At 73.9% G+C, this 13,134-nt stretch carries 10 protein-coding genes; 4 read left to right on the top strand and 6 right to left on the bottom strand.

From position 1 onward, the window contains the following. Positions 1 to 214 precede the first annotated feature (214 nt). From QSK00_RS12825 to QSK00_RS12840, 4 genes are read left to right on the top strand one after another with little or no spacing between them, the layout of a single operon-like run. Positions 215 to 1,237, top strand: a complete 1,023-nt coding sequence (locus QSK00_RS12825) for a 3-oxoacyl-ACP synthase III (protein WP_285591142.1) — start codon at positions 215 to 217, stop codon at positions 1,235 to 1,237. Then, positions 1,234 to 2,115, top strand: coding sequence for an alpha/beta fold hydrolase (locus QSK00_RS12830; protein ID WP_285591144.1), 882 nt, complete (start codon positions 1,234 to 1,236; stop codon positions 2,113 to 2,115). Before QSK00_RS12825 ends, QSK00_RS12830 begins: the two co-directional genes overlap by 4 nt. Then, positions 2,112 to 3,713, top strand: a complete 1,602-nt coding sequence (locus tag QSK00_RS12835; protein WP_285591145.1) for a fatty acid CoA ligase family protein — start codon at positions 2,112 to 2,114, stop codon at positions 3,711 to 3,713. Before QSK00_RS12830 ends, QSK00_RS12835 begins: the two co-directional genes overlap by 4 nt. Continuing rightward, a complete protein-coding gene (locus QSK00_RS12840) occupies positions 3,710 to 4,714 on the top strand; it encodes an NAD-dependent epimerase/dehydratase family protein (protein ID WP_285591147.1) in 1,005 nt (334 codons plus the stop codon). The genes QSK00_RS12835 and QSK00_RS12840 overlap by 4 nt, the downstream gene beginning before the upstream one ends. Here the strand turns inward: QSK00_RS12840 and QSK00_RS12845 are convergent. From QSK00_RS12845 to QSK00_RS12870, 6 genes are all read right to left on the bottom strand, one after another. Continuing rightward, positions 4,711 to 5,829 (bottom strand): extracellular catalytic domain type 1 short-chain-length polyhydroxyalkanoate depolymerase, encoded by a 1,119-nt coding sequence (locus QSK00_RS12845; protein ID WP_285591149.1) that lies wholly within the window; start codon positions 5,827 to 5,829, stop codon positions 4,711 to 4,713. The genes QSK00_RS12840 and QSK00_RS12845 overlap by 4 nt on opposite strands. Before the next feature lie 56 nt (positions 5,830 to 5,885). Beyond that, complete coding sequence (locus tag QSK00_RS12850) at positions 5,886 to 6,278, bottom strand: ribbon-helix-helix domain-containing protein (RefSeq protein ID WP_285591150.1); 393 nt, start codon at positions 6,276 to 6,278, stop codon at positions 5,886 to 5,888. A 149-nt stretch (positions 6,279 to 6,427) separates the two neighbouring features. Then, positions 6,428 to 7,273, bottom strand: a complete 846-nt coding sequence (locus tag QSK00_RS12855; protein ID WP_285591152.1) for an SDR family NAD(P)-dependent oxidoreductase — start codon at positions 7,271 to 7,273, stop codon at positions 6,428 to 6,430. Positions 7,274 to 7,430: 157 nt separating this feature from the next. After that, complete coding sequence (locus QSK00_RS12860) at positions 7,431 to 8,432, bottom strand: YihY/virulence factor BrkB family protein (RefSeq protein ID WP_285591154.1); 1,002 nt, start codon at positions 8,430 to 8,432, stop codon at positions 7,431 to 7,433. A gap of 22 nt (positions 8,433 to 8,454) precedes the next feature. Continuing rightward, complete coding sequence (locus QSK00_RS12865) at positions 8,455 to 11,910, bottom strand: indolepyruvate ferredoxin oxidoreductase family protein (protein WP_502872037.1); 3,456 nt, start codon at positions 11,908 to 11,910, stop codon at positions 8,455 to 8,457. A 159-nt stretch (positions 11,911 to 12,069) separates the two neighbouring features. Beyond that, a complete protein-coding gene (locus QSK00_RS12870) occupies positions 12,070 to 13,116 on the bottom strand; it encodes a YihY/virulence factor BrkB family protein (RefSeq protein WP_285591156.1) in 1,047 nt (348 codons plus the stop codon). Positions 13,117 to 13,134: the final 18 nt, after the last annotated feature.

The following is a 13,134-nucleotide window of genomic DNA, read 5'->3' on the forward strand; positions in this document are numbered from 1 at the left end:
CGGACCCGTCGTCGTACTCCGCAGTAGTGCCGTACGGTGCGCCGCTGCCGATTCCCCGAGCGGCGGCCACCGTTCGGCCCAGGGAATCGCACGAATCTTCCCGTTACCGCGCGTTGCTTATGATTCGCGGTAACGGGAACGTCCGGTAAGGGACACGGGGTGTCCCGAACACCTCTCATGGCGTCGTCACGAGAAAACCCGCACTCTCGGATTCATGAGAGCGGCACAGCGCTACGACGACGTGGTGATCACGGGGCTGGCGCACGTCGACGCGCCGCACGTGGTCACCTCCACCGACCTCGAGGACCGGCTCGCCGGCACCCTCGCCAAGCTTCGCATCACCCCCGGCCTGCTCGAGAAGCTGTCCGGCATCGCCGAGCGCCGGGTGTGGGACGACGGGACGATGCCCAGCGAGGTGGCCGCCCGCGCCGGGGAGAAGGCCCTCGCCGACAGCGGCGTGAGCCGCGACGACATCGGCATCCTGATCAACACCTCGGTGTCCCGCGACCACCTCGAGCCGAGCACCGCGAGCATCGTGCACGGCCGGATGGAATTGTCGCCGGAGGCGGGGAACTTCGATCTCGGGAATGCGTGCCTGGGATTCCTCAACGGCATGAACGTGGTCTCGACGATGATCGAGGCGGGCGAGATCGACCACGGACTCGTCGTGGCGGGCGAGACGAGTCGATTCGCGATGGAATCGACGATCGCGCGGCTCGCGGGCGACGACGCCACCCGGAAGATGTTCCACCAGCAGTTCGCCACGCTGACCGTCGGTTCCGGCGCGGTCGCGATGGTGCTCTCCCGGGGCACGCAGGGGCACCGCTACCTCGGCGGCCTCGGCCGGGCCAGCACGATGGGCAACTCCGAGCTCTGCGTCGGGCAGGCCGACGAGATGCGCACCGACTCCTCGGGGCTGCTCAGCGCCGGGATGGAACTCGCCGGGCGGGCGTGGAAGGACGCGGTCTCGGCCTTCGACTGGGACACCGACTCCTACGACGTCTACTGCCTGCACCAGGTCTCGAAGGTGCACACCCGCGCGGTCGCCGACCAGCTCGGCCTCGACATCGCCCGCTTCCCCTCGCAGTTCCCCCGCTTCGGCAACATCGGGCCGGCCGGGGTACCGACGGTGCTGTCGAAGGCGGTCGAGGACGGCACCGTCACCGACGGCTCGCGCGTGATGCTCATGGGCGTCGGCAGCGGGATCAACGCCGCGGCGGCCGAGGTCGTCTGGTGACGGCCGTCGACTTCGCCCTCGCGTCGAGGACGGTCGAGATCGGCGGCCACACGATGGCCTACGTCGACGAGGGCGCCGGCACCCCGGTGCTGCACGTCCACGGCAACCCGACCTGGTCGTTCTACTTCCGCTCGCTGCTCTCCACCCTCCCCGACGACGGGTTCCGCGCGATCGCGCCCGACCACATCGGCATGGGCCGCTCCGCCAAGCCCGGCCGCGACGCGTACCCGCACACCCTCGCCCGCCGGGTCGCCGACCTGACGGCGTTCGTCGAGCACCTCGACCTCGACGAGCCCCTGCACCTCGTCGTCCACGACTGGGGCGGCCCCATCGGCCTGTCCTGGGCCGCCGAGCACCTCGACCGGGTCGACCGGATCGTCATCCTCAACAGCGCGGCCTTCCCGCTGCCCGCCGACAAGCGCATCCCGTGGACGCTGCAGGTCGCGCGCCTCCCCGTCGTCGGGGACGTGCTCGTCCGGCGCTTCAACGCGTTCTCCCTCGGCGCGCTCGCCCTCGGGAGCGGCCGCCCCTTGCTCGGCCCGGAGGCCCGTCGCGGGCTGCTCGCCCCGTACGACTCCCCGGAGCACCGCGTCGCCGTCCACGCCTTCGTCCAGGACATCCCGACCGGGCCCGACGACCCGGCCCACCCCGTCCTCGTCCGGCTCGCGGAGAGGCTGCCCGAGCTCGACACGCACCCGGTCCAGGTGCACTGGGGGATGAAGGACCCGGTCTTCGACGAGACGATCCTGCGCCACCTCGTGGCGCACCTGCCGCACGCCGCGGTGCACCGCTACCCGGCCGCCGGGCACTACGTCCTCGAGGACGCCGCCGACCGGATCGTGCCCCGCGTCCGCACCTTCCTGACGGCGGGCCGGTGACGCCCACGCTCGACGGCATGCTCGCCGAGCACGCCGTCGCCCGCTCCGACGCGGCCGCCCTGGTCCTGCCGGCGCCCCTCGGTCGCACGCGGACCATCACCTTCGGGGCCCTGCAGCGCCGCGTCGCGGACGCCGCGGCGGGCCTGCTCGCCGCCGGGATCGGGCCGGGCACGCGCACGGCGCTGCTCGTACCCCCGACCGCCGACTTCTTCGTCGTCGCCTACGCGCTCCTGCGCGTGCGGGCCGTCCCCGTCGTCGTGGACCCGGGCATCGGCCTGGACCGTGTCCGCTCCTGCCTCGGCGAGGCCGCGCCCGAGGCCTTCGTCGGGATCGCGAAGGCGCACCTCGCGCGGCGCGGGCTGCGGTGGTGCCCGTCCGCCCGGATCGCGGTGACGGCCGGCCCCGTTCCCGTGCCCGGCACGCACTCGCTGCGCCGCCTCGAACGCGCGGGGTCCCGACGCCGGGCCCTCCCGCCGCTCCCGCGGCCGGAGGGCGTGCCCGCGGCGATCCTGTTCACCAGCGGCAGCACCGGCCCGCCCAAGGGCGTCGAGCACCACGAGGACGGGCTGCTCGCGCAGGCGCGCCTCGTCCGCGACCTCTACGGGCTGGGTCCCGGCGACGTCAGCCTCGCGACCTTCCCGCCGTTCGCCCTGTTCGGACCGGCCCTCGGCATGACGACGGTGGTGCCGCGGATGGACCCGACGAAGCCGGCGAAGGTCGTCCCGTCGCGGCTGGTGCGTGCCGCGAACCGGACCGGCGCGACCGTCATGTTCGGCTCGCCCGCCGTCCTCGACCGGCTCGGCCGCGGCGTCCCCGCCGACACCCACCTGCCCACGCTCCGCCAGGTCATCTCGGCGGGCGCACCGGTGCCGCGCGACGTCCAGCGGCGGGTGCTGGCCCTGCTCCCGGACGGCGCGCAGGTGCACACCCCGTACGGCGCCACGGAGGCGCTTCCGGTGGCGACGATCGGCAGCCACGAGCTCCTCGAGCTGCCCGACGACGGCATCTGCGTCGGCCGCGCCGTGCCCGGCGTCGACGTCGCCCTGATGCGCCCGACCGAGGGGCCGGTCACGCGGCTCGAGCCGTCGATGCTGGTCGGACACGGTGAGGTGGGCGAGGTGGTCGTGCGCGGCCCCGTCGTCAGCCCCGCCTACGCCGAGCGGCCCGAGGCCACCGCGGCCGCCAAGGTCTCCTGGGACGGTCGCCTCGCGCACCGCACCGGCGACCTCGCCTCGCTCGACGACGCCGGCCGGCTCTGGTTCGCGGGCCGGGTCGCGCACGTGGTGCACACCGCCGACGGCCCGCTGTACAGCGTGCCGTGCGAGGAGGTGCTGAACCGCCATCCGGCGGTGCGGCGCACGGCCCTCGTCGGGATCGGGCCGTCGGCGGACCGCACGCCGGTGGCCGTGGTCGAGATGGTGGCTGGCGCGCGGCTGGGCTCCTCGCTCGACGACCTGCGCGCGCTCGCCGCGTCGGACCCGCGGACGAAGCCGATCGAGACGTTCCTCGAGCACCGGGCGCTCCCCGTGGACCCGCGGCACAACTCGAAGATCGACCGCGAGGCACTGGGGCACTGGGCGGCGGGGGAGCTGTCGTGAGGGCCCTCGTGACCGGGGGCGGGGGGTTCCTCGGCGGCGCCGTCGTCGACGCCCTGCTCGCGCGCGGTGACGACGTGACCAGCGTGGCCCGCGGGGACTACCCGGCATTGCGGGCCCGCGGGGTCGCGACGATTCGGGGCGACCTGGCCGACCCCGCCGTCGCCCGGTCCGCCGTCGAGGACGTCGACGTGGTCTTCCACGTCGCCGCCCGCGCCGGCATCTCGGGCTCCGCCGCGCTCTTCCGCCGCAGCAACGTCGACGCGACCCGCTGCCTGCTCGACGCGTGCCGAACGGCGGGGGTGGGCCGGTTCGTCTTCACCAGCACCCCGAGCGTGGTGCACGGCGGCGACGACATCCGCGGCGGCGACGAGTCGCTGCCCTACGCCACGCACTTCGACTCCCCGTACCCGGAGACGAAGGCCGAGGCCGAGCGGCTGGTGCTGGCGGCGAACTCCCCGTCGTTGGCGATCGTCGCGCTGCGCCCCCACCTCGTGTGGGGCCCGGGCGACACCCAGCTCGTCCCGCGCATCCTGGAGCGGGCCCGTTCGGGACGGTTGCGGCTGGTCGGGGACGGTTCCGCGGTCATCGACACCACCTACGTCGACGACGCCGCCCAGGCCCACCTCGACGCCGCCGACCGGCTCGCCCCCGGGGCTCCCTGCGCCGGGCGGCCGTACTTCATCACCTCCGGCGACCCGCGGCCGGTGCGCGACCTGGTGAACGGGATCGTGACGGCGGGCGGGCTGGAGCCGATCTCGGCGACCGTCCCGCTGCCCGTGGCGGTCGCAGCGGGCGCCGTGGTGGAGACGGTGTGGAAGGGGCTCGAGCGGTTCGCGTCGGTGGGCGACCCGCCCATGACCCGGTTCCTCGCCCGCCAGCTCGCCACCGACCACTGGTTCGACATCTCCGCCGCGAAGCGGGACCTGGGGTACGCGCCGCAGGTCCCGCTCGACGAGGGGTTCGCGCGGTTGGGGTGTGCGCTGCGCGCAGGTGAGCACTAATCCGTGTCAGAGCGCGGATTTCTGCTCACCTGCGCGAAGCGCACCATCGCCGCGCTCGCGTCCGGGCCCGCCGGATCGGTGTACGACCCGCCGGCCCGGCCGCCCGACCAGGCGTGCCCGCTGCCGTGCACCGTCCAGTGCTCGGCCCGCACGATGCCGTCCCGGTCGGTCCAGCTCTCCCGCGTCCAGTCCCGGCCCCCGTGGCCATGCTCGACGGTGTGGGCGCACCCCGGTCGGTCGGCCAGGGCGGCCTCGACGGCGCGGGTGCCGTTGACGGCGGCCACCGTCGGGTCGTCGGACCCGTGGATCACGATCGTCGGCACGTCCGTCGCGGCGGCGCGGTACGGCGCCCCTCGCATCGCGGCGAACGCCGAGCCGACGTCCCGGGCCGACCCGGCCGGGAGGCCGGAGTGGATGCCGACCCCGGCGACGAGGTCGGGATAGGCGGCGCCCAGCACCGCCGCCATCGCCGCGCCGGCGGAGAAGCCCGCGACGAACACCCGGTCCCGGTCGACCCCGTGCGCCGCGGACACCTCGGAGATCACCGCCGCGATCAGCGCGGCCTCGCCGTGGCGCCCCTGGTGGGCCGGCTCGAACCAGTTCCAGTAGCCCATCGCGTTCGCCGACCGGGACTGCTCGGGGTAGACGACGACGAAGCCCTCCTGCTCGGCCAGGTCGTCCATCCCGGTCGCCGCCGCGAACGTCTCCGCGTCCTGCGTGCCGCCGTGCAGCATCACCATCAGCGGGGGCCGGTCCTGCGGCTGCGTGGGCACGACGAGGCGGTACGAGCGTGTCCCGCCGGCGCCCGTCACAGAGCCGCGGGAGACCCTTCCCGACGTCGGGTCCGGTCCGGTCGCGCGGGCTCCCGCGCGGAAAGCGCCCGGCATCGTCGGGACGGTTCCGCGCATCGTCGGGAACGACCCGGGCATCGTCGGGAAGACGCCGGTGGGTGCGCCTCCCGCGCCCTGCAGGACGGTCATCGCCTCGGTGAGCCGGCCGGCGCGGGTCAGGCGGGTGGCCTCGATGACGGCGGACGGCGTGGGACCCGTCGTCGGGACCGGGTGGTGTGCGGCGAGCGCCTCGACGAATCGGCGGGCGCGCTGTGTGACGGACATGGGGTCCCCTCGGAGGAGGTGTCGGGCGAGGGGAGGGCCCCGACGCCGCCGACGGCTCAGACGATCCGCGGCCCCAGGGCCGCCTTCACGGCCCGGCTCGCGCGGAACGCGCCGAGGACCTCGACCGAGGCGATGGTGGCCACCGCCAGGTCGGGTGGGACGTCCTCGGCGAGGCTCGCCAGTCCCAGCACCCGGATGTGGATCTGCTCGCCCCGGTCCTGCAGGGCCTGCAGGTCGGCGCGGGAGAAGTGCTGGGTGCCGAGCACCAACGTGCGGCGGGCCACCGTGCGGTCGAGGGCCGGACCGTTGGCGCTCAGCTGGTTGCGGATCGCGGTGCGGATGAAGTCGGTGCGGGTCGTGTAGAAGCCCTCCTGCACGAGGAGGTCGATGTGCCCGAGATCCACCAACCCGAGGTTGACGGTGATCTTCTCGTTCTTGTCCTCCCCCACGACCTGCCCCTCGTCATCCCGCCGCCATCCATGTGGATGGTGCCCGGCCGGGGGCGCGAGGGCAAGTGTCGATCCCCCGATGGCAGCAACGACGCGTTCCTGCCACGGGATGACAGCAACGACGCTTTCCTGTCGCGGGGCGGAGGGGGTCAGCGGCCGCCGAGGACCTTCCCGCCGAAGCGCACGAGCGCGGCCGGGTAGAAGCGCGGCACGAGGCGCACGAAGAGGTCGACCAGCTTGGCGTCGTTCCCGACGAGCACGCGCGGCTTCCCGCTCTCGACCCCGTCGACGATGATCGTCGCGGCCTGGTCGGCGGGCATCTTGAGCAGCTTCTCGTTGTAGGCCTTCACGCGTCGCTCGTCGGCGGCGGTGGTCTGCCCGGCGGCGGACCCGCGCTCGAAGGCGGCGGTCGCGATGTTGGTCTTCACCCCGCCCGGGTGCACCACGGTCACGGCGACCGGCTTGCCGCCCGCGAGCATCTCCGCGCGCAGCGTCTCGGTGAAGCCCCGGACGCCGAACTTCGCGGTGCAGTACGCCGACATGCCGGGCTGGGCCATGATCCCGTTGAGCGACGACACGTTGATGACGTGCCCGTCGCCGGAGCGCACGATCGCGGGCAGGAACGCCTTCGTTCCGTTGATGACGCCGAAGAGGTTGATGCCGAGTACGTGGTCGTACTCCGACCACTCGCCGTCGAGTACGGTGCCGGACGAGGCGACGCCCGCGTTGTTGTAGACCTGGTGGACCACGCCGTAGTGCTCCTCGACGGCCGCGGCGTAGGCCAGCACGGCCTCGCGGTCGGCGACGTCGAGCCGCGCGGTGTGCACCTCGGCGCCGTGGGCCTTCGCCTGGTCGGCGGTCTCGGTCAGGCCGGTCTCGTTGACGTCGGAGATCGCGAGCCGCGCGCCACGACGGGCGAGCTCGAGCGCGAGCCGGCGTCCGATGCCCGACCCGGCCCCGGTCACGACGGTGACCTTGTCCCGCACGCTGCTCATGGGTGGTGTGCCTCCTCGGCGTCGTTCGGTACGGCCTCGTACCGAAGCAGACGGTACGTCAGCGTACCGGCGGGGCGCAAGGCCACCCGGGACGCGACGAGGCGGTGTTCCTGCCACTGGATGACAGCAACGACGCTTTCCTGCCACGGGGAGGGGGTCACGACTCCGGCCGCTCGTGGCCCCGGGGCGGGGTGGCCGTCGGGTCGAACTCCACGTCGATGGTCTGGAAGGACTTCAACCGCTCGGCCGCGGCGTAGGCCGCGTACGCGCGTTCGTCGGCCGGGGTGGTGTCGGTGTCGTCGGGCATCGCCGAGAGCAGGCTGCGCGGGTGCAGGCGCAGGACGCGCACCGTGTTCAGCTCCGCGCAGAAGAGCGCGACGACGGCGCTCAGGTAGATCCAGGCGAGCAGGCCCAGCACGATGCCGAAGATGCCGTAGCTCGAGCTCATGCCGCTCAGCTGGTAGCGCACGAGGTAGGCGCCGAGCGACTGCAGGACGTACCAGGCCACCGCGGCGAGCACCGCCCCCGGGAGGACCTGGCGCATCGTCAGGGTCCGGGGGGTCAGCAGACGGAACGCGAGCACCACGAGGGCGGCGTTCACCGCGATGCCCGCGAGGGTCAGCAGGATCCGACCGAGGACCTCGAGCGGCGTCGGCAGCCCCGGGAGCTGCCCGCCGAGCGCGGTGATCCCGGCCGCCGCGGCGATGGCGACCGCGAGGACGACCACGGCGAGCGCACCCCGACCGTAGGCGGTGGGCAGCGCCGGGCGCTCGGCCTTCGGGACCACCCACATCCGGGCGAACGCGTTCTGCACGGCCACGGTGACGCCGAGCCCGCCGTAGAGGCTCACCACGATCCCGACGACGAGCGCCCCCACGCTGCCCTGCAGCGAGCGGACGTTCTCCCCGATCTGGTCGCCGACGATCGGGAAGTTGCGCAACGCCGAGCTGACCAGGGCCTGCTGGAGCGCCGGGTCGCCCTGGAGCACGAAGCCCAGCACGGTGAGCGCGAGCAGCAGCAGCGGGAAGAGCGAGAGGAAGCCGTAGTAGGTGATCAGCGCGGCGAGGTAGGTGCCCTCGTCGTCGATGAACTTCCACAGCACCGCGATCGGCAGCCCCGCCCACCGGTGTCGCCGCTGGAAACCGTCGAGCGCGCCCACCACACCCACGGTGCCTCCCGACTCAGGCCAGCAGCTCGTCGCGCCGCGCGCGGAAGCGCTCGACGTTCCGGAGCTTGATCTCCTCGTACCCCCGGACGTCGTCGGCCAGCCCCGCGATCTCCGACACCCGCTCGACGGAGAGCTCCGGCAGCCGCGTCACCGCCGTCCGGACCGCCTGCTGGTACTCCCCGACGAGCGCCCGCTCGACCGCCCGGACGTGCGCGAGGCCGAACACGTCGAGCGGGGTGTGCCGCAGCCGGCGGGCCGCCCGCAGCCCGCGGAAGGCGATGTCCGCGGTCCGACCCCGCAGCCGGATCTTGCGCTGCATCCCGAGGGCGCGCAGCAGCGGCGGGTGCAGCATCACCGACACGTCGGCGTCGGCGCCGTACTCCGCCTCGCGGCGGGCGACCTCGACGGGGTCCAGGTGCAGCCGCGCGACCTCGTACTCGTCCTTGTAGGCCATCAGCTTGTGCAGGCCGCGCGCGTAGGCGGCGCCGAGGCGCGACCCGTCATCGGGACCCACCGCCTCCGTCGCGAGCGCCGTGACCCGCCGGACCTCCTCGGCGTAGCGGGCGGCGTAGGCCGCGTCCTGGTAGCCGGTGAGGTCGGCGATCCGCGTCGCCAGCACGTCCTCCAGTCCCTCCACCTCGCTCGCCAGCGCGGCCGACCGCGCGTCCACCGGGACGACGACGGGTGCGGGCGGGAGCGCCGCGGCGAGGACCGCCGCCGGGTCGATGGCGGCGGCACGCCCCCACCGGAATGCCGCGAGCGAGGTGTCCACCGCGGCCCCGTTGAGCCGGATCGCCTGCTCGAGCGCCTCGGCCGAGGCCGGCACCACCCCGTGCTGCCAGGCGGCGCCGAGCAGCAGCAGGTTGGTGGGCAGGTGATCGCCGAACAGGGCCTCGGACAGGCGCTGAGCGTCGACCCCGTGGACCTCGGCGCTGACCGCCGCGAGCTTCTCGAGCGCATCGTCGGGGGAGCCGGGCAGCACGACCCGACCGGTGACCATCGCCGCGGTCGGCGTGAGCGAGGTGTTGACGACGGCGACGGTGTGCCCCGGCCGCGCGACCCCGAGCGTGGCGGCGTCGGCCGCCCCGAGCAGGTCGAACCCGACGATGACGTCCGCGCTGCCCCGGGAGGCCCGCAGCGCCCCGACGACCGGGTGCTTCGCGATGCGGACGTCGGAGACGACCGGGCCGCCCTTCTGCGCGAGCCCGACCTGCTCCAGCCCCGCCGCGAACGACCCGTCGAGGTGCGCGGCCATCTGCAGGATCTGGGAGAGCGTGACGACGCCCGTACCGCCGATGCCCGGCATCCGCAGCAGCACCTCGTCGCCCTGCGTCCGCTCGGCGGGCTCGACGAGGCGGACCGGCAGCTCGGGCACCGCGCGGGGAGTCGGCGTACCCGGCTCGACGAGCAGGAACGACGGGCAGTCGCCCTTCAGACAGGAGAGGTCGGAGTTGCACGACGCCTGGTGGATGCGGGTCTTGCGGCCGAACTCGGTCTCCACCGGCAGCACCGACAGGCACGTGGACACGTCGCCGCAGTCGCCGCAGCCCTCGCAGACGCGCTCGTTGATCACGACCCGCTCGGTGACCGTCGGCAGCTCGCCGCGCTTGCGCAGGCGGCGCTCCTCGGTGGCGCAGCGGTCGTCGTGGATGAGCACGGTGACGCCCTCGACGTCCGCGAGCTCGCGTTCGACGTCGGCGAAGTCGTCGCGGTGGCGGACGGTCGCGATCGGGTCGAGGTCGCCGCGCCCGTAGCGCCCGGGCTCGTCGGTGGTGACGACGATGCGGCGTACGCCCTCGATCGCGAGCTCGCGGGTGATGGCGGCGACGTCCAGGCGGCCCTCGGCGCGCTGCCCGCCGGTCATCGCGACGGCGTCGTTGTAGAGCAGTTTGTAGGTCATCGACACGCCGGCGGCGATCGCCGCGCGGATCGCGAGCGAGCCGGAGTGGTGGAAGGTGCCGTCGCCGAGGTTCTGCACGAGGTGGCGGTCGTCGGTGAACGGGGCCAGCCCGATCCACTGCGCGCCCTCGCCGCCCATCTGCGTCATCCCGACCTGGTGGCCGCGGTGCGCCGGGTCGAGCGCGACCATGGCGTGGCAGCCGATCCCGACCCCGACGAGCGTGTCGTCGCCCGTGCGCGTCGAGGTGTTGTGCGGGCAGCCCGAGCAGAAGTACGGCGTGCGCGTCGGGGTGTCGGCGGTGGTCAGCGGGATGCGCGACGGCCGTGGCGGGGCGAGGGCGTCGAGGTGCGCCCGCGCGGCCGCCGGCAGCTCTCCGCCGAGGGCGGTGATTCGGGCCGCGACCGCCTTCGCCACGTCCTCCGCCGCGAGCTGGGCGCGGGCCGACAACAGGGGGCGGTTCCGGTCGTCGCGGCGGCCGACCACGCGCGGCGCGGGGACCGCGCCGTAGAGGGCCTGGCGGACGTGGCCCTCCAGGAACGGCACCTTGTCCTCGACGACGAGCACCTCCTCGAGGTCCGCGGTCATCGCCGCGAGGGCCTCGTGGTCGACCGGGAACGGCATCGCGAGGCGGACCAGTCGCACGCCGAGCGCGTCGAGCTCCGGCTCGCCGAGCCCGAGGTCGTCGAGGGCCCGCAGCACCGTCGCGTAGCTCGTCCCCGAGGCGACGATGCCGAGCCGGGCCCGCTGCGCGGTGAAGGCGACCCGGTTGAGCCCGGTCTCCCGCGCGTAGGCCTTCGCGAGGTCCAGCCGGCGGGTGAGGATGTCGTGCTCCGCGTCGAGCGCGGTGGGTCCGACCAGCGCGGACGGCGCCGGACGGGTCCCCGACGGCGGGTGCGGCACGCCGACCACGTCGGGCGCGAGGGCACCGAGGTCGACGGTGGCGGAGGCGTCCGCGACGTCGGCGATGATCTTGAGGCCGGTCCACAGCCCGCTCGCCCGCGACAGCGCGACCGCGTGCAGGCCGAGCTCCACGATCTCGGCGACCGACCCGGGGGCGAGCAGCGGCAGCGACAGGCTGGCGGCCATCGGTTCGCAGGAGCTCGGGACGGTCGAGGACTTGCTCGCCGGGTCGTCGCCGATGATCGCGACCGCCCCGCCCTGCGCGGCCGTGCCGACGAGCTGGCCGTGCCGGATCGCGTCGGCCGCCCGGTCCAGGCCGGGGTTCTTGCCGTACCAGAACCCGACGACGCCCTCGTGCCGCCGACCGGGGACGCGGTCGAGCAGCTGCGACCCGGCGACGGCCGTCGCGGCGAGCTCCTCGTTGACCCCGGGAGTGAACACCACGCCGGCGGGATCGAGGTGACGGCGGGCGCGCCCGATCTCGGAGTCGAACCCGCCCAGCGGCGAGCCCTGGTAGCCGGACACGAACACGCGGGTGTCCAGCCCCCGGGCCTCGTCGAGCCGGCGCTGGTCGAGCAGGAGCCGCACCAGCGCCTGGATCCCGGTCATCAGTGCGCGCCCGCTCGTGGCGGTGTAGCGGTCGTCGAGGGAGACGGTCGTGCTGCCCATGTGCGCCCCTGCCCGTCGTGGTGGAGCCCACATGGCAGCGGACGCGACCTCGGCGGCGCAACCTTCCGCGACCCGCCGTCGGGAAGGACGCAAAAGAACCCGTCCCGACAGGGGCTCTGGAGCGAGGACGTTGCGTCAGGGCGTCAGGGCGTCAGGGCGTCAGGGCGTCAGGGCGTCGTCCGCCTTCACCGCCCCGCGCCGCCCCATCGGCTCCGTCGCGCCCGTCGTGGTGTCCGCCGCGGTCTGGTACTCCGACTCCGCGTTGACCTCGGCGCCGAGGAGCACGATGTAGCTGGTCAGGTACAGCCACAGCATGAGCACGATGACGCCCGCGAGCGCGCCGTAGGTCTTGTTGTAGCTGCCGAAGTTGTCGACGTAGACGCTGAACAACACGCTGGCGATGACCCAGACGACCGTCGCGAAGATCGACCCGGGCGTGACCCACGCGAAGCGCGGGGCGTCGCGGTCGGGGGCGACGCGGTAGAGCACGGCCAGCGCGACCAGCATGAACAGCACGAGCAGCACCCAGCGGACGACCTGTCCGACCACCTGACCGACGGGTCCTAGCGCGTCGAGCACGATCGGCGCGACGGCCACGAGCGCGATCGCGACGATGACGAAGACGACCGCGCCGATCGTGAGCAGGAGGGCGAGCGCCCGGAGCTTCACCGCGCCGCGCGTCTCGGTCTCGTCGTAGGCGATGTTGATCGCGGCCATGAGGTTCTGGGTGCCGCTCGAGGCGCTGAACAGGGCGGCGAGCGCGGCGATGACGAGGCCCGTCGTCAGGCCGCCGGTCGAGGAGGTGACCACCGACCGGAGCTGGTCGGCGACCAGCGGGCGTGCGCTCTCGGGCAGCGCCGAGGTGATGCTCTCCAGCGTCTGCGCTGCCTGCGCGGGGTCGGCGACCAGCCCGTAGAGCGACACCAGGGCGATCAGCGCCGGGAAGATCGCGAGGAACCCGAAGAACGCGACGCCGCCCGCCAGCATGCTGACGTTGTCCTTGCCGCTCTCGGCGAACGCACGCTTCAGGATCTGCCACCAGCCGGTCGGTGGGATCTCGGTGGGCTTCTCGGCGTTGCCGCCGGGCGGGTCGTCCGTGCCGCGGACCGGCGCCGGGGCGTGGTCGGACGGCGGGTGCGGGTGGCGCACCCCCTGGGTGACACTGCGGGCGACCAACCCCGCGGCGAGCAACCTGGCTGGGTTCATTCCTGGTGGTACCCGACC

The organism is Actinomycetospora sp. NBRC 106378 (genome assembly GCF_030269685.1).
Lineage (GTDB): Bacteria > Actinomycetota > Actinomycetes > Mycobacteriales > Pseudonocardiaceae > Actinomycetospora.